Genomic DNA, 26,378 nt, shown 5'->3' on the forward strand with positions numbered 1-26,378 from the left:
AAGGCCGACGTCCGCTCCAGGGAAGGACCCTTCGTGAGCGACACCACCGATCTGATGGGCGCACGTGTCGAGGACACCGCTGCCGCGCCCGCCACGGACGCCGCGCCTGCCAGCGGTGCCGGCTCCCGGCGGCGCCGTGGCACCGGCCTTGAGGGCATGGTGCTGGCCGAGCTGCAGCAGGTCGCATCCGGCCTCGGCATCAGGGGCACCGCGCGTATGCGCAAGAGCCAGCTGATCGAGGTCATCAAGGAGGCGCAGGCGGGCGGGGGTGCCCCGGCGAAGGCCGAGGCAGCCACCGAGACCAAGCCGAAGCGCCGTGCCACCTCGAAGGCGCGCACGGGCGACGACGCCGCCCCGGCCGAGAAGGCCACCGCCAAGAAGGCCGAGGCGCCCGCCGAGAAGGCCGAGAAGGCCGTGGCCCAGCAGCAGATCGAGATCCCCGGCCAGCCGGCCGGTGGCGACGAGGCGCCCACCGAGCGCCGTCGGCGCCGTGCCACCGCCGACGCGGGCAGCCCCGATGCGCAGGCCGCCACGGTCACCGAGCCGAAGAGCGAGCCCAGGGCCGAGACCCCGGCCGCTTCGGCCGAGCCCAAGGGCGACGCCGGTGACCAGGGCGGCGAGGGCCGCCAGGGCCGCCGTGAGCGTGGCCGTGACCGCGGTGAGCGCACCGACCGTGGCGACCGCACCGACCGCGGTGAGCGGGGCGACCGCAGCCGTCGGGGCAAGGGCGACGAGCAGCAGGGCGGCGGCCAGCAGCAGCGTGACCGCGGCCAGCAGGGCCAGCAGCAGGGCGGCGGCCGTCAGGACCGTCAGCGTGACAACGGCCCGCAGGACGACGACGACTTCGACGGCGGACGCCGTGGCCGTCGCGGCCGCTACCGGGACCGTCGTGGCCGTCGCGGCCGTGACGAGATCGGCACCCCCGAGCCGCAGCTCGCCGACGACGACGTCCTGATCCCCGTCGCGGGCATCCTCGACATCCTCGACAACTACGCCTTCATCCGTACGTCGGGCTACCTGCCGGGCCCGAACGACGTGTACGTGTCGCTCGCCCAGGTCCGCAAGAACGGCCTGCGCAAGGGTGACCACGTCACCGGCGCGGTCCGTCAGCCCAAGGACGGCGAGCGCCGCGAGAAGTTCAACGCGCTGGTCCGCCTGGACTCCGCGAACGGCATGGCCGCCGAATCAGGCCGTGGCCGCCCGGAGTTCAACAAGCTGACGCCGCTCTACCCGCAGGACCGGCTCCGTCTGGAGACCGACCCGGGCGTCCTCACCACCCGCATCATCGACCTCGTCGCGCCGATCGGTAAGGGCCAGCGCGGTCTGATCGTGGCCCCGCCGAAGACCGGCAAGACCATGATCATGCAGGCGATCGCCAACGCGATCACGCACAACAACCCCGAGTGCCACCTGATGGTCGTCCTCGTCGACGAGCGTCCGGAAGAGGTCACCGACATGCAGCGGTCGGTGAAGGGCGAGGTCATCTCCTCGACCTTCGACCGCCCGGCCGAGGACCACACGACGGTCGCCGAGCTCGCCATCGAGCGTGCCAAGCGGCTCGTCGAGCTGGGCCACGACGTGGTCGTGCTGCTCGACTCGATCACGCGTCTGGGCCGTGCGTACAACCTGGCGGCGCCGGCCTCCGGCCGCATCCTGTCCGGTGGTGTCGACTCGACCGCGCTGTACCCGCCGAAGCGCTTCTTCGGTGCGGCCCGGAACATCGAGGACGGCGGCTCGCTGACCATCCTCGCCACCGCGCTGGTGGACACCGGGTCCCGCATGGACGAGGTGATCTTCGAGGAGTTCAAGGGCACGGGCAACGCCGAGCTGAAGCTCGACCGGAAGCTCGCGGACAAGCGGATCTTCCCCGCGGTGGACGTGGACGCGTCCGGTACCCGTAAGGAAGAGATCCTGCTCGCCCCCGACGAACTCGCCGTCGTCTGGAAGCTGCGCCGGGTGCTGCACGCCCTCGACCAGCAGCAGGCGGTCGAGCTGCTTCTCGACAAGATGAAGCAGACGAAGTCGAACGCCGAGTTCCTGATGCAGATCCAGAAGACGACGCCGGGCAACGGCGGCGACTAGTCCGCTAGTCCGCACAGCAGAGCGCTGGGGCCACCCTCTTTGTGAGGGTGGCCCCAGTTTTCTGTAGGGCACACGTGTACGATCACGGTCTTCATGCTCTGATCAACCATTGCACTCCCAGGGGGGAATTGAGTGGCTAGACCCTTGTCCGGAGCCATAGCCGCCGCGATAGCCGGGACGCTTCTGATGTCGTCCGCGAGCGGGGCAACCGCCGACACCGGCCCGACGCCCAGCGAAGCGGACGTACGGATCGCCAAGGCGATGGCGGCGGACGACACAGCGGATGTGGCCGAGCGGGAACCGTCGTCGAGCGCGAGTTCGGACGGTGGCCTGGAGCCGTCCGCCCAGATCATCGGCGGCTCGACGACCACGATCGCCTCGGCGCCGTGGATGGCCCAGCTCTGGTACTACGACCCGACCCAGGACCTTGGCTTCTTCTGCGGCGGCACGGTCGTCTCACCGACGAAGATCCTCACGGCCGCGCACTGCGTCGACAAGGCCTACTACGACTGGGTCAAGTACGGCGAGATCGTCACCGGCACCGACCAGCTGCCCACGGCCGTCTACAACGACGACGGCACCCTGAACCACGTGGACTACCACGGCGGTACCGCCACCCCGCTCTCACGTCAGTGGAACCACTCCTCGTGGAACGCGGACACGATCGACAACGACGTCGCCGTCCTGACACTGGCGAAGCCGGTCAAGGCGACGCCGATCAAGATGACGACGTCGGGCGACACCGCCTCGTACGCGGCCGGCACCCAGGCCAAGGTCTACGGGTGGGGCCGTACCAGTTCCAAGACCCAGGACATCTCGCAGACACTGAAGACGGCCACGCTGCCGATCGTCAGCGACACGACCTGCGCGAACACCTGGAGCCCCCACTTCATCAAGGGGCACATGGTCTGCGCGGGCAAGCCCGCCGGCGGCACCGACGCCACGACCACCGCCACCTGCAACGGTGACTCCGGCGGCCCGCTCGTCGTCGGCAACAAGGTCATCGGTGTCGTCTCGTGGGGCGTCGAGAACTGTGTGTACAAGGGTGCCTACCCGGTCTTCGCCAAGGTCAGCAAGTACGTCGGTGCGACCTACCCGCGCGTCGACGACACCGCCATCACCCGTGACGGCAAGGCCGACGTCTTCCTGCGCAACAAGGAGACCGGCACGGGCTACGTCCGCGCCTCCACGGGGTCCAAGCTCGGCGACCGCCAGGCCCTGCCCTCCGAGGCGGGCACCTGGACGGGGTACAACCTCGTCCAGCAGACCGACCTGAACCGGGACGGCCACCAGGACTTCGTCCTGCGCCGCTCCTCCGACGGTGACGTCTTCTGGCGGCGGTACGCGCCCTCGTCCAACACCTGGACGACCACGCAGATCTTCGACAACTGGGCGACCCGCACCCGGATCCTCACCCCCGGCGACGTCACCGGCGACGCCCTGCCCGACCTGCTCTCGGTCGACTCGGCGGGCGCCCTGTGGATCTACCCGGGCAAGGGGACCGGTTCCTTCGGTGCCCGCGTCAAGGTCGGCACGGGCTGGAACACGTACAACGCGGTGCTCGGTCACGGCGACTTCACCGGCGACGGCAAGGCCGACCTGATCGCGCGCACCAAGACCGGCTCGAACGTCTACCTCTACAAGGGCACCGGCAAGTCTGGCACGGGCGCCTTCGCCACCCGGATCAAGGTCCGCTCGGACTGGAGCGCCTACAACACGCTCATCACTCCCGGTGACGTGAGCGGCGACGGCAGGGCGGACCTCCTGGCCCGTACGCCGGCCGGCACGCTGTACCTCTACAAGGGCACCGGCAAGGCCACGAGCGAGATCTTCAGCACACGGGTCTCGGTCGGCACCAGCTACGCCCAGTACGACCTGCTCGGCTGAAACACCAGGTGAGCCCGGTCCCGCCGGGCTCATCCAGCACACACGGTGCCCATCGCGCTTTACGCGATGGGCACCGTTCGTCGTGCAACCCTTTCCCGGATTATCCCGTCTGACCGGACGGAGCGGCCACGGAGCGCCATGGCCGCATCCGACCCGACAGGCCTGGGCCTGAGCGCAGGGGGTAACCGACCGGAAAGAGAACGAGGAGCAGATGTCCGCGGAGAGCACGCCGGACCCCGGCATAGCAGGGAAGACCGGTACCACCGGCCCGCGCCACCGCGCGGCCAAGGGCCGCCGCCGCACGTCACGCGACGGGCACAGCAGAGCGGCGCTCGCCGTCGTCTGGACCGCCGCGGGCGTCCTGGTGCTCGGCGGCACCGGAATCGGCTACCTGTACTTCAAGCTCAACGGCAACATCAAGAGCGTCGACATCAACCAGGTCCTCGGCACCGACCGGCCCATGGACGTCGACAACGGCTCGCAGGACATCCTCGTCCTCGGCTCCGACACGCGCTCGGGCAGCAACAAGAAGCTGGGCGGCGGCACGGACGACGGCAGCGCCCGCTCCGACACGGCGATGGTCGTGCACGTCTACGAGGGCCACAAGCGGGCCAGCGTGGTCTCCATCCCCCGGGACACCCTGGTCGAGCGGCCCGAGTGCACCGACGCGAACGGCAAGACGTATCCGGCCGCCTCGTACGCGATGTTCAACTCCGCGTACTCCACGGGGGGCGCCGCGTGTGCGGTGAAGACCGTCGAGTCCATGAGCGGGATCCGCATGGACCACTACGTCGAGGTCGACTTCGAGGGCTTCGAGAAGCTGATCAACGTCCTCGGCGGGGTCGACATCACCACGACGAAGGACATCAAGGACCCCGACAGCCATCTGAACCTGAAGGCCGGGGAGCACACACTCTCGGGCAAGCAGGCGCTCGGGCTCGTCCGCACCCGGCACGGGGTCGGCGACGGGTCCGACCTCGGGCGCATCCAGCTCCAGCAGGCGTTCATCAAGGCCCTCATCGAGCAGGTCAAGTCCGTCGGGATCCTCAGCAGTCCCACCAAGCTCTACGACCTCGCCGAAACCGCCACCGACGCCGTCACCACCGACTCCGAGCTCGACTCCGTCAAGAACCTCGCGTCCTTCGCAGGCGGCCTCAAGGGCATCAGCCCCAAGAACATGACGATGGTCACGATGCCGGTCCAGTACGACCCCGACGACCTCAACCGTGTCCTGGTGGACGAGGACAAGTCCCAGCAGGTCTGGGCCGCCCTGAAGGCCGACAGGACGATCCCGAAGTCCGCGACGAAGGGCACGGCGTCGGGCGCGGCCGACGGGGTCGTGGCTGCTTCCTGAGGGTGCCTGCGGGCTTTGTGGCTTTCAGGGGCGCGGGGTACCACGCGACCAGCCACACACGGCCCGCAGCCGCGAACGGCGATCACGAGCACCACGTACCGTGGGCCGGCCGGTGGCGGTCACCCGGCCCGGCGCCCGGGGCGCTCGTCGGGCCCCGGGAATACCTGAGCGCACCCCCTGGTTTGGGGAGATGGCACCAGTGCTGGCAGACTGGTACGTCGGCTCCGGTTCACGCTCCCGCATCCCGCGGATGCGACCCGGCGCCCTCCCGAAACTAGGAGACACCTTGAAGCGCGACATCCACCCCGAGTACGTCGAGACGCAGGTCAGCTGCACCTGTGGCGCGTCGTTCACCACCCGTAGCACGATCGAGAGCGGCAGCATCCGTGCCGAGGTCTGCTCCGAGTGCCACCCGTTCTACACGGGCAAGCAGAAGATCCTCGACACCGGTGGCCGCGTGGCCCGCTTCGAGGCCCGCTTCGGCAAGGCTGCCGCTGCCAAGAAGTAGCGAGCCCCCAGCGCCGGTCCGCGGCGCCCCCATCGGGGGCGCCGGGACCGGCGCTTTGCGGTGCAGCCCATGGGCGCGGCCCACGGGGCGCGGCCCACTCACAACGTCGTACAGGGAGCCGGAGAGATGTTCGAGGCGGTCGAGGAACTGGTCGGGGAACACGCCGACCTGGAGAAGAAGCTCGCCGACCCGTCGGTCCACGCGGACCAGGCCAACGCGCGCAAGCTGAACAAGCGCTACGCGGAGCTGACCCCGATCGTCGGCACGTTCCGCTCCTGGAAGCAGACCGGCGAGGACATCGACACGGCCCGCGAGTTCGCCGCGGACGACCCGGACTTCATCGCCGAGGTCAAGGAGCTGGAGAAGCAGCGCGAGGAGCTGACGGAGAAGCTGCGGCTGCTCCTCGTCCCGCGCGACCCCAGCGACGACAAGGACGTGATCCTGGAGATCAAGGCGGGCGCCGGCGGCGACGAGTCCGCGCTCTTCGCCGGTGACCTCCTGCGCATGTACCTCCGGTACGCCGAGCGCGTCGGCTGGAAGACCGAGATCATCGACTCCACCGAGTCCGAGCTGGGCGGCTACAAGGACGTCCAGGTCGCCGTGAAGACCAAGGGCGGCCAGGGCGCCACCGAGCCCGGCCAGGGCGTCTGGGCCCGGCTGAAGTACGAGGGCGGGGTGCACCGCGTGCAGCGCGTGCCCGCGACCGAGTCCCAGGGCCGTATCCACACCTCCGCGGCCGGCGTGCTCGTCACCCCCGAGGCCGAGGAGGTCGACGTCGAGATCAACGCGAACGACCTGCGGATCGACGTCTACCGCTCCTCCGGGCCCGGCGGCCAGTCCGTCAACACGACCGACTCCGCCGTGCGGATCACGCACATTCCCACCGGAGTCGTCGCCTCCTGCCAGAACGAGAAGAGCCAGCTGCAGAACAAGGAGCAGGCGATGCGTATCCTGCGCTCCAGGCTGCTCGCCGCGGCGCAGGAGGAGGCGGAGAAGGAAGCCGCCGACGCCCGCCGCAGCCAGGTCCGTACCGTCGACCGCTCCGAGAAGATCCGCACGTACAACTTCCCGGAGAACCGCATCTCGGACCACCGCGTCGGCTTCAAGTCCTACAACCTGGACCAGGTCCTGGACGGTGAACTCGACGCGGTGATCCAGGCCTGCGTCGACGCCGACTCGGCCGCGAAGCTGGCAGCCGCGTAAGGCACGTACGAAACGCGAATGACGACGGAGGACTTGCGTGAACCTGCTGCTCGCGGAAGTGGCCCAGGCCACCCAGCGCCTGGCCGACGCCGGCGTGCCCTCGCCGCGCAACGACGCGGAGGAGCTCGCCGCGTTCGTGCACGGCGTCAAGCGGGGCGAGCTGCACACCGTCAAGGACTCCGACTTCGACGCCCGGTACTGGGAGGTCATCGCCCGGCGCGAGCAGCGTGAGCCGCTCCAGCACATCACCGGGCGCGCGTACTTCCGCTACCTCGAACTTCAGGTCGGGCCAGGGGTGTTCGTGCCCCGGCCGGAGACCGAGTCGGTGGTCGGCTGGGCCATAGACGCCGTCCGCGCGATGGACGTCGTCGAGCCGCTCATCGTCGATCTGTGCACCGGCTCCGGCGCCATCGCCCTCGCCCTCGCCCAGGAGGTGCCGCGCTCGCGCGTGCACGCCGTGGAGCTGTCCGAGGACGCCCTGAAGTGGACCCGCAAGAACATGGCGGGCTCCAGGGTCGACCTGCGCCAGGGCAACGCCCTCGACGCCTTCCGCGACCTCGACGGCCAGGTCGACCTGGTCGTCTGCAATCCGCCGTACATCCCGCTCACGGAGTGGGAGTACGTGGCGCCGGAGGCCCGCGACTACGATCCCGAACTCGCCCTGTTCTCAGGGGAGGACGGCCTGGATCTCATCCGGGGCATCGAACGCACAGCGCATCGGCTCCTCCGCCCCGGCGGTGTCGTCGTCATCGAGCACGCCGACACCCAGGGCGGCCAGGTGCCGTGGATCTTCACCGAGGAGCGGGGCTGGGCCGACGCGGCCGACCACCCGGACCTCAACAACCGGCCGCGGTTCGCGACCGCCCGCAAGGCGCTGCCCTGATGAGCGCGCGCCCGACGAGAACCCCCCAGCAGCAGTACGTGTACGAGGAGGCCCGCTAGATGGCACGGCGATACGACACCAACGACGCGACCGACCGCGCCACCGGTCTGCGCGAGGCCGCGTCCGCCATTCGCCGGGGCGAGCTCGTGGTGCTGCCGACGGACACCGTGTACGGCATCGGCGCGGACGCCTTCACCTCCGAGGCCGTGGCCGACCTCCTGGAGGCCAAGGGCCGGGGCCGCACCATGCCCACACCCGTGCTCATCGGCTCCCCGAACACCCTGCACGGCCTCGTCACGGACTTCTCCGAGATGGCCTGGGAGCTGGTCGACGCCTTCTGGCCGGGCGCGCTCACCCTCGTTGCCAAGCACCAGCCGTCGCTGCAGTGGGACCTCGGCGACACCCGGGGCACGGTCGCCGTGCGCATGCCGCTGCACCCGGTCGCCATCGAGCTGCTGACCGAGGTCGGCCCCATGGCGGTCTCCTCGGCCAACCTGACCGGTCACCCGGCGCCGGAGAACTGTGACGCCGCCGAGGCGATGCTCGGCGACTCCGTCTCCGTCTACCTGGACGGCGGTCCGACGCCCGGCAACGAGCCGTCCTCGATCGTCGACGTCACGGGCAAGATCCCGGTGCTGCTGCGCGCGGGCGCCCTGTCGGCGGAGGAGCTCCGCAAGGTCGTACCCGACCTTGAGGTGGCGAATTGACGGCCCCTGACGCGGGGCGTGGCATATGGGACGGGGAAGAGACACGGACCTTCACGGGTCTGCCGCGTGACACCTTCCGCATCCTCCACGTCAGCACCGGCAACGTGTGCCGCTCGCCGATCACCGAGCGGCTGACCCGGCATGCCCTGGCGGACCGTCTCGGGGACCCGCTGTGGGGCGGTCTGGTCGTCGAGAGCGCGGGGACCTGGGGGCACGAGGGGGCGCCCATGGAGGCGAACGCGGAGGCGGTCCTCGCGGACTTCGGCGCGGACGCCTCCGGCTTCACGGGGCGTGAGCTGCTGGACGAGCACGTCATCCGCGCCGACCTCGTGCTGACGGCCACCCGCGATCACCGGGCCCAGGTCATCTCCATGGGGCACTCCGCCGGGCTGCGCACCTTCACCCTGAAGGAGTTCACCCGCCTCGTCCGCGCCATCGACCCCACCACCCTCCCTCCCCTGGAGGAGGGCATGGTCGTCCGCGCACGGGCCCTGGTCCGCGCCGCCGCGGCTCTACGCGGGTGGCTCCTGGCCCCCACCGCCGAGGCCGACGAGGTCTACGACCCCTACGGGGCGCCGCTGCCGTTCTTCCAGTCGGTGGGTGACGAGATACATCAGGCGTTGGATCCGGTGGTGACGGCGTTGACCGGGGTGCCCGCGCGGGCTTGATCCCGGGCGTGGGGTGGGTCGGCGGGCGGAGTCCGGCGCAGCGTCCCGATGCCGGGAGGCCCGCCGGGGCCGAGCGTCGCGAGGGGCGCGTGGGGGATCGGGTCCGGTGGTGACGGCGTTGACCGGGGTGCCTGCGCGGGCGTAGCGCAGGGCGCGCGTCCGGGCCTGCGGGCCTACATTGGTCCTACGTCACCGTCGACGCCCCGGAGTCCATCATGTCGGTCACCCCTGTCCTAGAGGCCGATGTCCTGCGGCGGCAGGACCCTGAGCTGGCCGACGTGCTGCTCGGTGAGTTCGATCGGCAGGCGACGACGCTGCAGCTCGTCGCCGCCGAGAACTTCACCTCGCCGGCGGTCCTCGCCGCGCTGGGGTCGCCGCTGGCGAACAAGTACGCGGAGGGCTATCCGGGGGCCCGGTACCACGGCGGCTGCGAGATGGTGGACGTCGCCGAGCGGCTGGCCGTGGAACGGGCCAAGGCGCTGTTCGGGGCCGAGCACGCCAACGTGCAGTCCCATTCCGGGTCTTCGGCCGTACTCGCCGCGTACGCCGCCCTGCTGCGCCCCGGCGACACCGTGCTGGCGATGGGCCTGCACTTCGGCGGGCATCTCACGCACGGGTCGCCCGCCAACTTCTCCGGGCGCTGGTTCGACTTCGTCGGGTACGGAGTGGAGGCCGAGTCGGGGCTGATCGACCACGAGCAGGTGCGCACCCTGGCCCGTACGCGCCGCCCCAAGGCGATCGTGTGCGGGTCGATCTCGTACCCCCGGCACATCGACTACGCGTTCTTCCGCGAGGTCGCCGACGAGGTGGGCGCCTATCTCATCGCCGACGCGGCCCATCCGATCGGGCTGGTCGCCGGGGGAGCGGCGCCCAATCCGGTGCCGTACGCCGACATCGTGTGCGCCACCACACACAAGGTGCTGCGGGGGCCGCGCGGCGGGATGCTGCTGTGTGGGAGCGAGCTGGCCGAGCGGGTGGACCGGGCGGTGTTCCCGTTCACCCAGGGCGGCGCGCAGATGCACACCATCGCCGCGAAGGCCGTCGCGTTCGGGGAGGCGGCAACACCGGCGTTCACCGCGTACGCCCATCAGGTGGTCGCCAACGCCCGCGTACTGGCCCAGGGGCTGGCCGAGGAGGGTCTTGTGATCATCACCGGCGGCACCGACACCCATCTGCTCACCGTCGATCCCGCGCCATTGGGCGTCGACGGCCGCACCGCGCGCGGACGGCTCGCGGCCGCCGGGATCGTCCTCGACTGCTGTGCGCTGCCCCACGGCGACGCCCGTGGCCTGCGGCTGGGCACGGCGGCGCTGACCACGCAGGGCATGGGCGAGGTGGAGATGGCACGGCTCGCCAGGCTGTTCGCGGGGGCCCTGCGGGACGGCGTGGACGCCAGGCGGACGCGTGAAGAAGTGCGGGACCTGGCCGGAAGATTTCCGCCGTATCCGCGCTGAGGTGGGGTAGACGCACCACCAGGCACAGCATCACGTGCAACCATCGTCGCTACCCGGAAGTCCCCAACCATATGCGCGCATCGCTAGGGTGTGGGGCTGTGATGGCCAGCGAGACCTGTGGGGAAGCCCGTGCGTGAATACCTCCTGACGCTCTGCGTCACGGCCGCGGTGACGTACCTGCTGACAGGGCCGGTGCGGAAGTTCGCGATCGTGGCCGGAGCCATGCCGGAGATCCGTGCGCGCGACGTCCACCGTGAGCCGACGCCCCGCCTCGGCGGCATCGCGATGTTCTTCGGACTGTGCGCCGGTCTGCTGGTCGCCGACCATCTGACCAACCTCAGCCAGGTCTTCGCCGAATCGAACGAGCCACGCGCGCTGCTCTCCGGGGCCGCGCTGATCTGGCTGATCGGCGTCCTGGACGACAAGTTCGAGATCGACGCCCTGATCAAGCTCGGCGGCCAGATGATCGCCGCGGGCGTGATGGTCATGCAGGGTCTGACGATCCTGTGGCTGCCCATCCCGAGTGTCGGCATCGTCGCGCTGACCCAGTGGCAGGGCACCCTGCTCACGGTCGCCCTGGTCGTGATCACCATCAACGCGGTCAACTTCGTCGACGGCCTCGACGGTCTCGCGGCCGGCATGGTCTGCATCGCCTCCGCCGCGTTCTTCATGTACGCCTACCGCCTCTGGTACAGCTACGGCATCGAGGCCGCGGCCCCCGCCACCCTGTTCGCGGCCGTGCTGATGGGCATGTGCCTGGGCTTCCTGCCGCACAACATGCATCCGGCGCGGGTCTTCATGGGCGACTCCGGCTCGATGATGATCGGCCTGGTGCTGGCGGCCGGCGCGATCTCCATCACGGGGCAGGTCGACCCGGACGTGATGAACCTGTACGGCTCGGAGCGCAGCACGGTCTACTCTATGGTCCCGGTCTACATCCCGCTGCTGATGCCGCTGTCGATCCTCGCGATCCCGGCGGCCGACCTGATCCTCGCGATCGTGCGCCGTACCTGGCGCGGCCAGTCGCCGTTCGCCGCCGACCGGGGGCACCTGCACCACCGGCTCCTGGAGGTCGGGCACTCGCACAGCCGGGCCGTGCTGATCATGTACTTCTGGTCCGCGGTCATCGCCTTCGGCACCCTGGCGTACACCGTGAACTCGGCGTCCATGTGGATCGTCCTGGCCATCGCCATGCTCAGCGGCGTCGGCCTCTTCCTGCTCCTGCTGCCCCGCTTCACCCCGCGCGCCCCGCGCTGGGCGGAACGCTTCGTACCGCCCCGCTACCGCCGCCGCGCGGTCCCGGCCGTCGCCGCCGAGCCCGTCGCCGACTGGACCCCGTCCCTCAACGGCGCGACGGCGATCGGTGGCCGTACACACGAAGCGGAACGCAGCCCGGCGGGTGCGCGCCGCTGAGGCGCGACCGTCTCGCGCGCGCCCTCGTCACTGCCTCGAGAACCGGCCGGGGGCCGTGTGCGGAACACCGCACACGGCCCCCGGCCGTCCGTCGTGAGGGCGCCAGGGCGGGGCCTCGCGCTGACGGGAAGGTAAGAATCTGACTAACGCTTTGCCGATGCCATGCACGACCCTGGCGGTGCAAACGGCCTTATACCAGACAAGTCGGCATGGATTTTGCACAGACGGGCAGCTTCACTCTCATGTGTGACACCTGGCACACCATTCAGGTAAAGACCTCATCAAATAGTTTGTGATACGGTTCACGAGAACCCGGGACAGAGTCGAAGGACCGCATTGCGACGGTCCAGCGGCCGGAGATTTCCGCTCGACCCCGGGGTCTACGCTCGTCCATGACGACACCCTGCCCCCTCAGCAAGCGGAGTTGCCGCCATGCCGTCCAATGACGTCCGGACCCTCCTTCAGGCTGCCGTACCCACGGCAGCCGCCGGCGCGATCGCCGCTGTCATCAGCGGTGTGGTCGTCGGAGGCAAGGGGGCTCTCGGTGCCGTCGTCGCGGCGGTGATCACGATTCTCTTCATGGGAATCGGGCTCTACGTTCTGCAGCGCACTGCCAAATCGCTTCCTCATCTGTTCCAGATGATGGGGCTGATGCTCTACGCGGCACAGATTCTGCTGTTGTTCATCTTTCTGTCCGCGTTCAAGAACACCACTCTGTTCCACCCCAGGGCCTTCGCGTTCACGCTCGTCGCCACCACGCTCGTGTGGATCGCCGCACAGACGCGCGCGCATATGAAGGCCAAGATCCTCTACGTCGAACCCGATGCGTCGACGGGCAACAAGCCCGAAAAATCGGGGCACTCGTCGTGAGGAGTAGGGCCGGGATAAGGGCGTGTGCGAACTACTGCTATCGTCCGGTGCCAACTGCGGCATCGCGGGCGCGGGCATCTGAGCTGACGCCTGCTCAATCGCGAGGCTTGATGCCCCCCAGCCGCCCCCACATCCGTAACACCAGTCCAGTGCCGACCCGCGGCTGCGCGCCGCGCCGACACAACGAGGTTGCCGTACCCATGCGTCACGCCGAAGGAGCCCGTGGTGAGTGCTGACCGGACCCAGCTCGCCTTTGACTGGAGCTGTCGGATCATGTCCGACAACGGCTGTGGCTTCCCGGCTCCGGGCCTGCACTCGTTCCTCTTCAAGCCGATCGCCACGGTCGGCGGGTTCGAGTTCAACAAGGTGATGCTGCTCGCGCTCATCACCACCCTCCTGGTGATCACCTTCTTCACGCTCGCCTTCGGCAAGGCGAAGGTGGTCCCGGGCAAGCTGCAGATGATCGGCGAGGCGGGATACGACTTCGTACGCCGCGGAATCGTCTACGAGACCATTGGCAAGAAGGACGGGGAGAAGTTCGTCCCCTTCATGGTCTCGCTGTTCTTCTTCATCTGGATCATGAACATCTGGTCCGTGATCCCGCTGGCACAGTTCCCGGTGTCCTCGGTCATCGCCTACCCGATGGTGCTGGCCGCCATCGTCTACGTGGTGTGGGTGTCGCTGACCTTCAAGAAGCACGGTTTCGTGGGCTTCTTCAAGAACGTCACCGGCTACGACAAGTCGCTCGGCCCGGTCCTGCCGCTGGTCATGGTCATCGAGTTCTTCTCGAACCTGCTGGTCCGTCCCTTCACGCACGCGGTGCGACTGTTCGCCAACATGTTCGCCGGTCACCTGATGCTGGTCATGTTCACGGTCGCCTCTTGGTACCTGCTCAACAGCTGGATGATTCCGGCCGCCGGTGTCTCCTTCGTGATGGCCGTGGCCATGGTCGGTTTCGAGCTCTTCGTCCAGGCCGTTCAGGCATACGTGTTCGTGCTGCTGGCCTGCACCTACGTTCAGGGCGCTCTCGCAAAGCACCACTGAGCCGCAACCACCCCCAGCCCCAGAACGTCCGGTGGCCAACCCCCACCGGTCCTGAAAGAGAAGGAAGAATCAGCATGGCTGCCCTTGAGACCCTCGCCGCTGTCGACGGCAACATCGGCTCCATCGGCTATGGCCTCGCCGCCATCGGCCCCGGCGTCGGCGTCGGCATCATCTTCGGCAACGGCACCCAGGCCCTGGCCCGCCAGCCCGAAGCGGCCGGTCTGATCCGTGCCAACCAGATCCTCGGCTTCGCGTTCTGTGAGGCGCTCGCCCTCATCGGCATCGTCATGCCGTTCGTCTACTAGACCGACGCATCGACGATCGAAACCTTTCAAGGAAAGGCACTGATGTGATCGCCAACCTGGTACAGCTGGCGGCCGAGGAGGAGCAGAACCCGCTCATCCCGCCGGGCCCCGAGCTGCTCGTGGGCGCCATCGCCTTCGCCATCGTGTTCTTCTTCTTCTGGAAGAAGCTTCTCCCGAACATCAACAAGGTTCTGGAAGAGCGCCGTGACGCGATCGAGGGCGGTATCGAAGAGGCCGAGGCCATGAAGGTCGAGGCCCAGAGCGTTCTTGAGCAGTACAAGGCTCAGCTCGCCGAGGCCCGGCACGAGGCCGCGCGTCTGCGCCAGGAGGCGCAGGAGCAGGGCGCCACTCTCATCGCCGAGATGCGTGCAGAGGGCCAGCGGCAGCGCGAGGAGATCATCGCCGCCGGTCACTCGCAGCTCGTGGCCGACCGCAAGGCCGCCTCTTCGGCCCTGCGTCAGGACGTGGGCAAGCTCGCCACCGACCTGGCCGGCAAGCTCGTCGGTGAGTCCCTTGAGGACCACGCCCGGCAGAGCCGTGTGATCGACCGGTTCCTCGACGACCTCGAGGAGAAGGCCGAGGCCACGCGATGAACGGAGCGAGCCGCGAGGCCCTGGCAGCCGCACGGACGCGTCTCGACGCGCTGACGGACTCCACGTCCGTGGACGCGGCGGTCCTCGCCGACGAGCTGGCCGCCGTCACCGCGCTGCTCGACCGCGAGGTGTCGCTGCGTCGGGTCCTCACCGACCCGGCGCAGTCCGGCGAGGCCAAGGCCGAGCTGGCCGGCCGCATCCTCGGCGGCCAGGTCGGCGCGACCACCGTCGACCTGGTGTCCGGTCTGGTGCGTTCCCGCTGGTCGCAGTCCCGCGACCTGGTGGACGCGCTGGAGCAGCTGGCCGCCGTCGCCGACCTCACCGCCGCGCAGCGGTCGGGCACGCTCGACGACGTCGAGGACGAGCTGTTCCGGTTCGGCCGGATCGTCGCCTCGAACACCGAGCTGCGGGCCGCGCTGACCGACCGTGCCGCAGGCGCCTCGGCCAAGAGCGAGCTGCTGCGCAGCCTGCTCGGCGGCCGCGCCAAGGCCACCACCGAGCGTCTGGTGACGCGCCTCGTGACCGCGCCGCGTGGACGTAGCCTGGAAGCGGGACTCGAGTCCCTGTCCAAGCTCGCCGCCGAGCGCCGGGACCGCATGGTCGCCGTCGTCACCTCGGCGGTCCCGCTGAGCGACCCGCAGAAGCGACGCCTCGGCGCCGCCCTCGCGAAGCTCTACGGCCGCGCCATGCACCTCAACCTCGACGTGGACCCACGCGTCCTCGGCGGGATCCGGGTCCAGGTCGGCGACGAGGTCATCAACGGCTCGATCGCGGACCGACTCGAGGACGCCGGCCGCCGCCTGGCGAGCTAGCACAAACTTCATAGCAGTACGTACGTATGTCTGCGGCCCGGTTGGGCCGTGCAGAGGATTCACCTCGTTCAGGGGGGAGTCCCCATCCCCCCAAGTGAAACTTCGGGCCCAACAAGGAGAGCAGGGAACCCAGATGGCGGAGCTCACGATCCGGCCGGAGGAGATCCGGGACGCGCTGGAGAACTTCGTCCAGTCGTACAAGCCGGACGCGGCCTCGCGCGAGGAGGTCGGTACGGTCACCCTTGCCGGCGACGGCATCGCGAAGGTCGAGGGACTTCCCTCGGCCATGGCCAACGAACTGCTGAAGTTCGAGGACGGCACCCTCGGCCTCGCGCTGAACCTGGAAGAGCGCGAGATCGGCGCCATCGTCCTCGGTGAGTTCAGCGGCATCGAGGAGGGCCAGCCGGTCACCCGTACCGGCGAGGTCCTGTCGGTCGCCGTGGGCGAGGGCTACCTCGGCCGCGTCGTCGACCCGCTCGGCAACCCGATCGACGGCCTCGGCGAGATCGAGACGTCCGGCCGCCGTGCCCTGGAGCTGCAGGCTCCCGGCGTCATGGCCCGTAAGTCGGTGCACGAGCCGATGGAGACCGGCTACAAGGCCGTCGACGCGATGACCCCGGTCGGCCGCGGCCAGCGTCAGCTGATCATCGGTGACCGCCAGACCGGCAAGACCGCCCTGGCCGTCGACACGATCATCAACCAGCGCGACAACTGGCGCTCCGGCGACCCGAAGAAGCAGGTCCGCTGCGTCTACGTCGCCATCGGCCAGAAGGGCTCGACCATCGCCTCCGTGCGTGGCGCCCTCGAAGAGGCCGGCGCGCTGGAGTACACGACCATCGTCGCCGCCCCGGCGTCCGACCCGGCCGGCTTCAAGTACCTGGCGCCGTACACCGGTTCGGCCATCGGTCAGCAGTGGATGTACGAGGGCAAGCACGTCCTCATCATCTTCGACGACCTCTCGAAGCAGGCCGACGCCTACCGCGCCGTGTCGCTGCTGCTGCGCCGCCCGCCGGGCCGCGAGGCCTACCCGGGTGACGTCTTCTACCTGCACTCCCGTCTGCTGGAGCGCTGCGCGAAGCTCTCCGACGAGCTGGGCGCGGGCTCGATGACCGGTCTGCCGATCGTCGAGACGAAGGCCAACGACGTCTCGGCGTTCATCCCGACCAACGTCATCTCCATCACCGACGGCCAGTGCTTCCTGGAGTCGGACCTCTTCAACGCCGGTCAGCGCCCCGCGCTGAACGTCGGTATCTCCGTCTCCCGAGTCGGTGGTTCCGCGCAGCACAAGGCGATGAAGCAGGTCTCCGGCCGTCTGCGCCTCGACCTCGCCCAGTACCGTGAGCTGGAGGCGTTCGCCGCCTTCGGTTCCGACCTGGACGCCGCGTCGAAGTCGCAGCTGGAGCGCGGTCAGCGCCTGGTCGAGCTGCTCAAGCAGCCGCAGTACCAGCCGATGCCGACCGAGGACCAGGTCGTCTCCGTGTGGGCCGGTACCACCGGCAAGATGGACGATGTCCCGGTCTCCGACGTCCGCCGCTTCGAGAAGGAGCTGCTGGAGTACCTGCACCGCAAGGAGCAGGGCCTCATGACCTCCATCAAGGAGGGCGGCAAGATGTCGGACGACACCCTCACCGCTGTTGCCGACGCGATCGCCGAGTTCAAGAAGCAGTTCGAGACCTCGGACGGCAAGCTTCTCGGCGAGGACGCCCCGGCCACGGCCAAGTGACGTAAGGAAGGGACCTGACTCATGGGAGCCCAGCTCCGGGTCTACAAGCGTCGCATCCGATCCGTCACCGCGACCAAGAAGATCACCAAGGCGATGGAGATGATCGCCGCCTCGCGCGTCGTCAAGGCGCAGCGCAAGGTGGCGGCCTCCGCGCCGTACGCGACCGAGCTCACCCGCGCGGTCACGGCGGTCGGTACCGGTTCGAACACCAAGCATCCGCTGACCACGGAGGCGGAGACGGCGACCCGCTCCGCGGTGCTGCTCCTCACGAGCGACCGCGGACTGGCCGGCGCCTTCAACTCCAACGCCATCAAGGTCGCCGAGCAGCTGACGGCGCGCCTCGAGGCGGAGGGCAAGGAGGTCGACACGTACATCGTCGGCCGCCGCGGTCTGGCCCACTACAACTTCCGCGAGCGCAAGGTCGTGGAGTCGTGGTCGGGCTTCACCGACGAGCCCACCTACGCGGACGCGAAGAAGGTCGCGGGTCCGCTGATCGAGGCGATCGAGAAGGAGACGGCGGACGGCGGCGTGGACGAACTCCACATCGTCTTCACCGAGTTCGTCTCGATGATGACGCAGACGGCGCTCAACGCCCGTTTGCTGCCGCTCAGCCTCGACAAGGTGGCCGAGGAGTCCGCGCCGAAGGGCGAGATCCTTCCGCTGTACGACTTCGAGCCGTCGGCGGAGGACGTCCTCGACGCCCTGCTGCCGCGCTACGTCGAGAGCCGTATCTACAACGCGCTGCTCCAGTCGGCTGCCTCCAAGCACGCCGCCACGCGCCGTGCGATGAAGTCGGCGACCGACAACGCGGGAGACTTGATCAACACGCTCTCCCGCCTTGCCAACGCGGCCCGCCAGGCCGAAATCACCCAGGAAATCAGCGAGATCGTCGGTGGCTCCGCAGCCCTGGCCGACGCGACCGCGGGGAGTGACAGGTAATGACGACGACAGTTGAGACGGCCGTTGCCACGGGCCGCGTCGCCCGGGTCATCGGCCCGGTCGTCGACGTGGAATTCCCCGTCGACGCCATGCCGGAGATCTACAACGCCCTTCACGTCGAGGTGGCCGACCCGGCCCAGGACGGCGCGAAGAAGACGCTGACCCTGGAGGTCGCCCAGCACCTGGGTGACGGCCTGGTCCGCACGATCTCGATGCAGCCCACCGACGGTCTGGTCCGCCAGGCCGCGGTCACCGACACCGGCACGGGCATCTCCGTCCCGGTCGGTGACTTCACCAAGGGCAAGGTGTTCAACACCCTCGGTGAGGTACTGAACACCGACGAGCAGTACGACGGCGAGCGCTGGACCATCCACCGCAAGGCCCCCAACTTCGACGAGCTCGAGTCGAAGACCGAGATGTTCGAGACCGGCGTCAAGGTCATCGACCTTCTCACCCCGTACGTCAAGGGTGGAAAGATCGGCCTGTTCGGCGGTGCCGGCGTCGGCAAGACGGTGCTCATCCAGGAGATGATCTACCGCGTCGCCAACAACCACGACGGTGTCTCCGTGTTCGCCGGTGTCGGTGAGCGCACCCGTGAGGGCAACGACCTCATCGAGGAGATGGCGGAGTCGGGCGTCATCGACAAGACCGCCCTGGTCTTCGGCCAGATGGACGAGCCCCCGGGCACCCGTCTGCGCGTGGCCCTGGCCGGTCTGACCATGGCGGAGTACTTCCGCGATGTGCAGAAGCAGGACGTGCTGTTCTTCATCGACAACATCTTCCGCTTCACCCAGGCCGGTTCCGAGGTGTCGACCCTGCTCGGCCGGATGCCCTCCGCGGTGGGTTACCAGCCGAACCTGGCCGACGAGATGGGTCTCCTCCAGGAGCGCATCACCTCGACCCGTGGTCACTCGATCACCTCGATGCAGGCGATCTACGTCCCCGCGGACGACCTGACCGACCCGGCCCCGGCCACCACCTTCGCCCACCTCGACGCGACGACGGTTCTCTCCCGTCCGATCTCCGAGAAGGGCATCTACCCGGCCGTGGACCCGCTGGACTCCACGTCCCGCATCCTGGACCCCCGCTACATCGCGGCGGACCACTACAACACCGCCATGCGCGTCAAGACGGTGCTGCAGAAGTACAAGGACCTCCAGGACATCATCGCGATCCTCGGTATCGACGAGCTCGGCGAGGAGGACAAGCTCACCGTCCACCGCGCCCGTCGCGTGGAGCGCTTCCTGTCCCAGAACACCCACGTCGCCAAGCAGTTCACCGGCGTCGACGGGTCGGACGTCCCGCTGGAGGAGTCGATCACCGCGTTCAACGCGATCATCGACGGTGAGTACGACCACTTCCCGGAGCAGGCGTTCTTCCTCTGCGGTGGTATCGAGGACCTGAAGAAGAACGCGAAGGAGCTCGGCGTCTCCTGACGCCCGGCGACTCGTGAACAGTGGGGGGCGAGGCCACACCTCATGGGGTGCGTCCCGCCCCTCTCTGCACTCCCTCTAGAATTGAACCCAACACCCGGCCGAGGCGCCGGGTGGTGACCCGAGGAGCCACCTTGGCTGCTGAGCTGCACGTCGCGCTGGTCGCGGCCGACCGAGAGGTCTGGTCGGGCCAGGCCACCCTGGTCGTCGCCCGTACCACGTCCGGCGACATCGGCGTCATGCCCGGTCACCAGCCGCTGCTCGGTGTGCTGGAGTCGGGCCCGGTGACCATCCGTACGAGTGAGGGCGGCACCGTCGTCGTCGCCGTGCACGGCGGTTTCATCTCGTTCGCGGACAACAAGCTGTCCCTGCTGGCCGAGGTCGCCGAGCTGGCCGACGAGATCGACGTCCAGGGCGCGGAGCGAGAGCTGGAGCGCGCGAAGGCGGCGGGCGACGCCGCCGCCGAGCGCCGCGCGGATGTACGACTGCGTACGGCGGCGGCGCGCTGAGCCCGCACGTCGTGTGATGCTGTACCTCAGCCGCGGCTGGGTCTGGATGTCTTCATCCTGATCCGGCCGCGGCTGAGGCAAATGTGGGTGTTTTTTACGTTCCATTACCTGGCAGTCGCATTACCTAGGAGACGAGGAGGTCGGTGTCGATGGTCCTCGCTCTGACTGTGTGCGGGTCGGTGATCGCGCTCGTGGTGGTGGGGCTTTTCGTCTTCGGACTGCGCCGGCGCCTCATCCAGCGCTCCGGCGGCACCTTCGACTGCAGCCTCCGCTGGGAGGCCCCGGAGAAACCCGGTAGCGACGAGAACGGCAAGGGCTGGGGCTATGGAGTCGCCCGCTACAACGGTGACCGCATCGAGTGGTACCGCGTCTTCTCGTACTCGCCCCGCCCCCGCCGCGTCCTGGAGCGCTCGGCGATCGAGGTGGCCGGGCGTCGCACCCCCGAGGGTGAGGAGGAGCTGGCGCTTCTCTCCGACGCCGTGATCCTCGCGTGCCTGCACCGCGGGACCCGTCTCGAACTGGCGATGAGCGAGGACGCGCTGACCGGTTTCCTCGCGTGGCTGGAGGCAGCCCCGCCCGGTCAGCGCGTCAATGTCGCCTAGACGCTCATCGCAGTCGCTACTTGAGTCCGTTACTGATCGCGTTCACCAGCTCACCGCTCGTGGTGTCGCCGCTGAACTCCCAGAAGAAGGCGCCGCCCAGGCCCTGGTTCTTGGCCCAGGTCATCTTGGTGCCGATGGTGGCGGGGGTGTCGTAGCTCCACCAGTTGGTGCCGCAGTGCGCGTACGCCGTGCCCGCGATGGTGCCGGTGGCCGGGCAGGAGTTCTTGAGCACCTTGTAGTCCTCGATGCCCGCCTCGTAGGTGCCGGTGGCCGCGCCGGTCGCCGTGCCGCCGGGGGCGGACTGGGTGACGCCGGTCCAGCCGCGGCCGTAGAAGCCGATGCCGAGCAGGAGCTTGGCGGACGGGACGCCCTTCGCCTTCAGCTTGGCGATCGCGTCGGCCGAGTTGAAGCCGGCGGTCGGGATGCCGGAGTACGAGGTCAGCGGGGAGTGCGGGGCGGTCGGGCCGGTGTTCGCCCAGGCGCCGAAGTAGTCGTACGTCATCACGTTGTACCAGTTCAGCGAGGTGGCGGCGCCGCCGTAGTCGGCCGCGTCGATCTTGCCGCCGGAGGAGCCGTCGGCGGTGATGGCCGCGGTGACCAGGTAGTTCGGGCCGAACTCGGTACGGAGTGCGGACATCAGGTTCTTGAACGCTGCGGGGCCCGAGGTGTCGCAGGTCAGACCGCAGGCGTTCGGGTACTCCCAGTCGATGTCGATGCCGTCGAAGACGTCGGCCCAGCGCGGGTCCTCCACGACGGCTTTGCAGGACTTGGCGAACGCGGCCGGGTTCTGCGCGGCCTGGCCGAAGCCGCCGGAGTAGGTCCAGCCGCCGAAGGAGTACAGCACCTTGATGTGCGGGTACTTGGCCTTGAGCTGGCGGAGCTGGTTGAAGTTGCCGCGCAGCGGCTGGTCCCAGGTGTCGGCGGTGCCGCTGACGGACTGGTCGGCGGTGTACGCCTTGTCGGTGGCCGCGTAGGCGTCGTCCAGCACGCACTGGCCGTTCTTGACGTTGCCGAAGGCGTAGTTGATGTGGGTGATCTTCGCGGCGGAGCCCGAGGTCACCAGGTTCTTCACGTGGTAGTTGCGGCCGTAGACGCCCCACTCGGTGAAGTAGCCGAGGTTGACCTTCGCGCCGGGGTTCGGGTTCGTGCCGCCCGTGGTCCGTACGGCGGCGGCGCCGCTCACCGGGCCGGTCTGGTCGGCGGTGTCGCGGGCCTGGACGGTGTACGAGTAGTCGGTTCCGGCGGTCAGGCCGGTGTCCGTGTAGGTCGTGCCGGTGACGGTGGCGATCTTGGTGCCGTCGCGCAGGACGTCGTAGTTCTTGATCCCCTTGTCGTCGGTGGCCGCGCTCCAGCCGAGCTTCACCGAGGTGGTGGTGACGTCCGAGGTGGTCGGGGTGCCGGGGGCGGAGGGTGCCGCGTCACCGGGGACGGACGGGCCGCCGTCACAACTTCCGCCGTTCAGCTTGCAGTTGGCCGGGGAGCCTGAGCCGCTCCCGTTGAAACCGAAGGAGACGGAGGCGCCCGGTGCGAGGGTGCCGTTCCAGGACTTGTTCCTGGCGGTCCAGTGGGTGCCGGACGAGGTGACATCCGCGTCCCAGGCGGAGGTGACGGACGTGCCGGAGGGGAAGTCCCACTCGACGGTCCAGGAGCTGATCGTGGTCGTCCCGGTGTTCTTGACGGTCCACTTGCCTTCGAAGCCGGAGCCCCAGTCCTGGGGCTTGGCGTAGGTGGCGGTGGCCGATGAAGCCGCGGCGGCCGCCTGTGCGGGGGTCGCGAGGCCGGCCAGGCCGGCGAGGGGGAGGAGAAGGGCGGCGAGACCCGCTATGGCTCTGTGCCTGAAGCGCATGTGCGCCTCCTTGTGGGGTGTCGTGAGCATGAGCATGACGTGGCGCAGTGCGGCCGAGAATAGAAAGGTCTGGACCATAGGTCAATGGGTCTGGACCAGTACGCTCACGCCGGACACCCCGACGGATCAGAACGGGGCCGGAAACCGGCTCAGACCCCCAACTCCTGCGCCAGTACGGCCGCTTGCACCCGGCTGCGCAGATCCAGCTTCCCCAGCAGGCGGCTGACGTGTGTCTTCGCCGTCGCCTCGGCCATGTCCAGCCGCCGGGCGATCTCCGCGTTCGACAGCCCTTCGCCCAGACAGGAGAGGACTTCCCGTTCGCGCCGGGTGAGGGAGCCGAGGACCGTCGGATCGGCCGTGGGCTCGCGTACGGGCTTGGCGGCGAACTCGGCGATCAGCCGCCGGGTGACGGCCGGGGCGATCAGACCCTCGCCGCGCCCCACCGCCCGTACGGCCTCGATGAGGTCCTTGGCCTCCGTGTTCTTCAGCAGGAACCCGGCGGCACCGGCCCGCAGCGCCCCGAAGACGTATTCGTCGAGGTCGAAGGTGGTGAGCACGAGCACGTCGGCCAGCCCCTCGGAGACGACCTGGCGGGTCGCGGAGACCCCGTCCAGCCGCGGCATCTGCACGTCCATGAGCACCAGGTCCGGCCGAAGCTCCCGCGCGAGCGCCACCGCCCGCTCGCCGTCCGCCGCCTCACCGATCACCTCGATGTCCGGCGCGCTGCCCAGGATGAGCACCAGTCCGGCCCGTACGGCGGACTGGTCCTCGGCGACGAGCACACGGATCATGCGGGGTCTCCTTCGACTGCGGCGACGGGTGCGGGTGCGGGGGCGGCGGTCAAGCGGGCTCCCCCTCGGTGACGGGGAGGGAGGCGCGGACGCTCCAGATCTTGCCGTGTCCCGAGCTCTCGGGGCCCGCCTCGAAGGTGCCGCCCAGCAGGGCGACCCGCTCCCGCATCCCCACCAGGCCCGCGCCGGAACCGGGCGCGCTCGGGCCGTCGCGGTCACCGAACGGACTGGTCACGGCGATGGCGAGGGAGCTGTCCGTCTGGCGCAGCGCGACGGTGACCCGGCCGGGGGAGGCGTGCTTGAGGACGTTCGTCAACGACTCCTGGACGATGCGGTACGCCGCCAGTTCGACGGGGGCGGGGAGGGAGTCGCCGTGATCGGCGTCGAGGGTCACGTCGAGCCCGTTGGTGCGGGCTCCCTCGACGAGCGAGCCGACCCCGTCGAGCGTGGGCGCGGCGGACGGCTCGGTGTCGTCGCTCGTGTCCCGCAGGATGCCGATCAGCCGGCGCATCTCGGTCAGCCCCTCGACGCTGTTCTCGCGGATGACCCCGAGGGCCTGTCGGGAGGTGTCCGGGTCGTCGATCGAGAGCGCGGCCGTGGAGTGGATCGCGATCGCCGAGAGGTGGTTGGCGACCATGTCGTGCAACTCCCGTGCCATGCGCGCCCGTTCGGACACGACGGCCTGGGCGCGGTCCATCTCCGCCAGCAGGGCCGTCTGCTCGGCACGCAGGTCGGCGGCCTCGGCGGCGTCGCGGTGGTTGCGGACGATCCAGCCGGTGGCGGCGGGCATGAGGGAGACCAGTCCGACGACCAGGCCGATCAGCAGGGCCTCCGGCTTCCGGAAGGCCGCGAGGGGCACCACCGTGAAGGCCACGGTGACCAGGCCGGCGATCCAGGGCACCCGGCGAGCCGTGGCGGGCCGGCCGTAGAGCACGGCCGCGTACACCAGGTCGGTGAACATCAGCACCGTGAGCAGGTTGCCCTGGGTGATGGTGTCCAGCGTCAGGGCGGCCCAGCCGATCAGCAGGGCGGTGCGCGGCATGGTGCGGCGCAGCGCTTCGCAGCCGGCGGTCACGACCAGGGGCAGCAGGATCCACCAGCGGCCGTCGAGCACCACGAGCCCGTCGCGGGCCGTGCGCGTGCCGAGGTCCAGGACCCACAGCAGCAGACCGCCGAGGAGTCCGGCGACGGCGATGTAGACGTCCATGCGGTGCGGGCGGGGCAGTCGTACGGCCATGACTCCATCCAACACGGGACGGGATCCCGGCGCCTGATCCCCGCGAACGGTCCTGGACTGCATCTTTCGGTGTACCGCGACTTCGTCACCGGTGACGACGAATCGGGGGCCGGCCGCCGGGAGCCTGGAAGGGTGACCGAAAGGAGCGCATCGTGATCGTCGCGTTGATCATCGCCTGCGAGGTCGGCTTCTGGGTGCTGCTGGCACTGGCCCTGGCCGTCCGCTATCTGCTGAAGTGGCGCCGGACGAGCGTGGTGCTGCTGTTGTGCGAGCCCGTGCTGGAACTGGTGCTCTTCGTCGTGAGCGCGATCGATCTGAAGAACGGCGCCGAGCCGAGCTGGGAGCACGGCGTGGCGGCGCTCTACATCGGCTTCACCGTGGGGTACGGCCACTACACGATCCGCTGGCTGGACGGCCATGCCGCGCATCGCCTGGGCGGCGGGTCCAAGCCGGTGGGGCCGCCGAAGTACGGCCTGGCGAGGGCCCGGTACGAGGGCGGCCTCTGGCTCCGCACGGTGGTGGCGGCAGCCGTCGCGCTGGCGCTGCTCCAGGGTGCCGTCTGGTACGTCGGCGACGAGGGGAACGTCGATTCGCTGCGGTCGTTCCAGTGGGCGGCGCTCCGGGCCGCGGGTATCCACGGACTGGTGGCTCTCGCCTACCTGATCTGGCCGAAGAAGGAGCCGGACGCCCCGGAGGGCGAGCACCGGGGCACGTACTCGAAAGAGGGTGTCGGGCGATGAGCGGCAGGACGGGCAAGCCGATGAAGAACCTGGTGGAAGGGGTCGGCACCTTTGTGGTCGGCCTGGTCCTGTGGCTCTTCACCGACGGAGTGGAGGTCCCGGTCGTCACCCTGACCAAGGTCGGCGTGGTGATGATGTGCGTCGGCGGCGTACTCGTCGCGACGGGCCTGTACCAGGCCGCACGCGGAACGACGGGGGACCGCTAGCGTTCCCCGCCCGGCACCCACAGCACGTCTCCGATCTCCTTGTTCGCCGTCCTCGCGAGGATGAACAGGAGGTCGGAGAGGCGGTTGAGGTAGGTAGCGGTGAGGGGGTTCATCTCCTCGCCGTGGGCCTCCAGGGCCGCCCACGTCGAGCGCTCGGCCCGGCGGGCGACCGTGCAGGCCTGGTGGAGCAGGGCCGCGCCCGGGGTACCGCCCGGCAGGATGAAGGAGCGGAGCTTCTCCAACCGCTCGTTGAAGCGGTCGCAGTCCGCCTCCAGCTTGTCGATGTAGAACTGCTCGACCCGCAGGGGCGGGAACTGGGGGTTCTCGACGACGGGGGTGGAGAGGTCGGCGCCGACGTCGAAGAGGTCGTTCTGCACACGGGTGAGGACCTTGACGACCTCCTCGTCCAGCCCGCCCAGCGCGATCGCCGTCCCGATCACCGCGTTGGCCTCGTTGGCGTCCGCGTACGCCGAGATCCGCAGGTCGGTCTTGGGCACCCGGCTCATGTCGCCGAGGTTGGTGGTGCCCTTGTCGCCGGTCCTGGTGTAGATGCGCGTCAGATTGACCAT

The 26,378-nt window shown here is 69.2% G+C and carries 26 protein-coding genes; 22 read left to right on the forward strand and 4 right to left on the reverse strand.

Features of this window, described 5'->3' with window-relative positions:
- The first annotated feature begins 33 nt into the window (after window positions 1-33).
- From rho to OG202_RS33410, 20 genes are all read left to right on the forward strand, one after another.
- Window positions 34-2,082, forward strand: coding sequence for a transcription termination factor Rho (gene rho, locus OG202_RS33315; RefSeq protein ID WP_326577436.1), 2,049 nt, complete (start codon window positions 34-36; stop codon window positions 2,080-2,082).
- A gap of 186 nt (window positions 2,083-2,268) precedes the next feature.
- Window positions 2,269-3,969, forward strand: coding sequence for a trypsin-like serine protease (locus tag OG202_RS33320; RefSeq protein ID WP_327732117.1), 1,701 nt, complete (start codon window positions 2,269-2,271; stop codon window positions 3,967-3,969).
- Window positions 3,970-4,180: 211 nt separating this feature from the next.
- On the forward strand, window positions 4,181-5,323 hold the full coding sequence (locus OG202_RS33325; RefSeq protein ID WP_327727796.1) for an LCP family protein: 1,143 nt from the start codon (window positions 4,181-4,183) through the stop codon (window positions 5,321-5,323).
- A gap of 286 nt (window positions 5,324-5,609) precedes the next feature.
- Window positions 5,610-5,831 (forward strand): 50S ribosomal protein L31, encoded by a 222-nt coding sequence (gene rpmE / locus OG202_RS33330; RefSeq protein ID WP_326577430.1) that lies wholly within the window; start codon window positions 5,610-5,612, stop codon window positions 5,829-5,831.
- Between the two features lie 126 nt (window positions 5,832-5,957).
- On the forward strand, window positions 5,958-7,034 hold the full coding sequence (gene prfA, locus OG202_RS33335; RefSeq protein ID WP_326585620.1) for a peptide chain release factor 1: 1,077 nt from the start codon (window positions 5,958-5,960) through the stop codon (window positions 7,032-7,034).
- 37 nt (window positions 7,035-7,071) lie between these two features.
- Window positions 7,072-7,917: a peptide chain release factor N(5)-glutamine methyltransferase gene (prmC, locus tag OG202_RS33340; protein WP_326577428.1), complete on the forward strand. Its 846-nt coding sequence runs from the start codon at window positions 7,072-7,074 to the stop codon at window positions 7,915-7,917.
- Between the two features lie 59 nt (window positions 7,918-7,976).
- Complete coding sequence (locus OG202_RS33345) at window positions 7,977-8,624, forward strand: L-threonylcarbamoyladenylate synthase (protein ID WP_326577426.1); 648 nt, start codon at window positions 7,977-7,979, stop codon at window positions 8,622-8,624.
- Complete coding sequence (locus OG202_RS33350; protein WP_152171688.1) at window positions 8,621-9,292, forward strand: arsenate reductase/protein-tyrosine-phosphatase family protein; 672 nt, start codon at window positions 8,621-8,623, stop codon at window positions 9,290-9,292. Before OG202_RS33345 ends, OG202_RS33350 begins: the two co-directional genes overlap by 4 nt.
- Before the next feature lie 215 nt (window positions 9,293-9,507).
- Complete coding sequence (gene glyA, locus OG202_RS33355) at window positions 9,508-10,746, forward strand: serine hydroxymethyltransferase (RefSeq protein ID WP_326577422.1); 1,239 nt, start codon at window positions 9,508-9,510, stop codon at window positions 10,744-10,746.
- 129 nt (window positions 10,747-10,875) lie between these two features.
- Entirely contained in the window at window positions 10,876-12,159 is a 1,284-nt protein-coding gene (locus OG202_RS33360; RefSeq protein ID WP_326577420.1) for an MraY family glycosyltransferase, read from the forward strand.
- Between the two features lie 432 nt (window positions 12,160-12,591).
- Window positions 12,592-13,029: a hypothetical protein gene (locus tag OG202_RS33365; RefSeq protein ID WP_013000662.1), complete on the forward strand. Its 438-nt coding sequence runs from the start codon at window positions 12,592-12,594 to the stop codon at window positions 13,027-13,029.
- A gap of 273 nt (window positions 13,030-13,302) precedes the next feature.
- Entirely contained in the window at window positions 13,303-14,073 is a 771-nt protein-coding gene (gene atpB, locus OG202_RS33370) for a F0F1 ATP synthase subunit A (RefSeq protein WP_326585619.1), read from the forward strand.
- Between the two features lie 74 nt (window positions 14,074-14,147).
- A complete protein-coding gene (atpE, locus tag OG202_RS33375; RefSeq protein ID WP_326577418.1) occupies window positions 14,148-14,378 on the forward strand; it encodes an ATP synthase F0 subunit C in 231 nt (76 codons plus the stop codon).
- Between the two features lie 44 nt (window positions 14,379-14,422).
- Complete coding sequence (locus OG202_RS33380) at window positions 14,423-14,971, forward strand: F0F1 ATP synthase subunit B (protein ID WP_327727794.1); 549 nt, start codon at window positions 14,423-14,425, stop codon at window positions 14,969-14,971.
- A complete protein-coding gene (locus tag OG202_RS33385) occupies window positions 14,968-15,783 on the forward strand; it encodes a F0F1 ATP synthase subunit delta (protein WP_328224030.1) in 816 nt (271 codons plus the stop codon). The genes OG202_RS33380 and OG202_RS33385 overlap by 4 nt, the downstream gene beginning before the upstream one ends.
- 133 nt (window positions 15,784-15,916) lie before the next feature.
- Window positions 15,917-17,506 (forward strand): F0F1 ATP synthase subunit alpha, encoded by a 1,590-nt coding sequence (gene atpA, locus OG202_RS33390; protein ID WP_326577414.1) that lies wholly within the window; start codon window positions 15,917-15,919, stop codon window positions 17,504-17,506.
- Window positions 17,507-17,527: 21 nt separating this feature from the next.
- On the forward strand, window positions 17,528-18,445 hold the full coding sequence (locus OG202_RS33395; RefSeq protein ID WP_326577413.1) for a F0F1 ATP synthase subunit gamma: 918 nt from the start codon (window positions 17,528-17,530) through the stop codon (window positions 18,443-18,445).
- Window positions 18,445-19,881: a F0F1 ATP synthase subunit beta gene (atpD, locus tag OG202_RS33400; protein ID WP_326577410.1), complete on the forward strand. Its 1,437-nt coding sequence runs from the start codon at window positions 18,445-18,447 to the stop codon at window positions 19,879-19,881. Before OG202_RS33395 ends, atpD begins: the two co-directional genes overlap by 1 nt.
- A gap of 131 nt (window positions 19,882-20,012) precedes the next feature.
- Entirely contained in the window at window positions 20,013-20,387 is a 375-nt protein-coding gene (locus OG202_RS33405; protein WP_326577405.1) for a F0F1 ATP synthase subunit epsilon, read from the forward strand.
- Between the two features lie 149 nt (window positions 20,388-20,536).
- Window positions 20,537-20,989 (forward strand): DUF2550 domain-containing protein, encoded by a 453-nt coding sequence (locus OG202_RS33410; protein WP_326577403.1) that lies wholly within the window; start codon window positions 20,537-20,539, stop codon window positions 20,987-20,989.
- 16 nt (window positions 20,990-21,005) lie between these two features.
- On the opposite strand, the gene OG202_RS33415 is transcribed toward OG202_RS33410, so the two are convergent.
- The 3 genes from OG202_RS33415 to OG202_RS33425 all read right to left on the reverse strand — a co-directional run bounded on the left by OG202_RS33415 (window position 21,006) and on the right by OG202_RS33425 (window position 24,863).
- Window positions 21,006-22,835, reverse strand: a complete 1,830-nt coding sequence (locus OG202_RS33415) for a glycosyl hydrolase family 18 protein (RefSeq protein WP_328224031.1) — start codon at window positions 22,833-22,835, stop codon at window positions 21,006-21,008.
- A 149-nt stretch (window positions 22,836-22,984) separates the two neighbouring features.
- Complete coding sequence (locus OG202_RS33420; protein ID WP_328224032.1) at window positions 22,985-23,626, reverse strand: response regulator transcription factor; 642 nt, start codon at window positions 23,624-23,626, stop codon at window positions 22,985-22,987.
- Window positions 23,627-23,675: 49 nt separating this feature from the next.
- Window positions 23,676-24,863, reverse strand: coding sequence for a sensor histidine kinase (locus OG202_RS33425; protein ID WP_328224033.1), 1,188 nt, complete (start codon window positions 24,861-24,863; stop codon window positions 23,676-23,678).
- A 152-nt stretch (window positions 24,864-25,015) separates the two neighbouring features.
- Between OG202_RS33425 and OG202_RS33430 the strand changes: the two genes are divergently transcribed.
- Window positions 25,016-25,603, forward strand: coding sequence for a hypothetical protein (locus OG202_RS33430; protein ID WP_326577395.1), 588 nt, complete (start codon window positions 25,016-25,018; stop codon window positions 25,601-25,603).
- Window positions 25,600-25,809 carry a DUF5708 family protein gene (locus OG202_RS33435; protein ID WP_328224034.1) on the forward strand — a complete coding sequence of 70 codons (210 nt, stop codon included), beginning with the start codon at window positions 25,600-25,602 and terminating at the stop codon, window positions 25,807-25,809. Before OG202_RS33430 ends, OG202_RS33435 begins: the two co-directional genes overlap by 4 nt.
- On the opposite strand, the gene OG202_RS33440 is transcribed toward OG202_RS33435, so the two are convergent.
- A complete protein-coding gene (locus tag OG202_RS33440; protein WP_327727789.1) occupies window positions 25,806-26,378 on the reverse strand; it encodes a cob(I)yrinic acid a,c-diamide adenosyltransferase in 573 nt (190 codons plus the stop codon). The two genes, OG202_RS33435 and OG202_RS33440, sit on opposite strands and share 4 nt — an antisense overlap.

Source organism: Streptomyces sp. NBC_00310 (assembly GCF_036208085.1).
Taxonomy (GTDB): Bacteria; Actinomycetota; Actinomycetes; order Streptomycetales; family Streptomycetaceae; genus Streptomyces.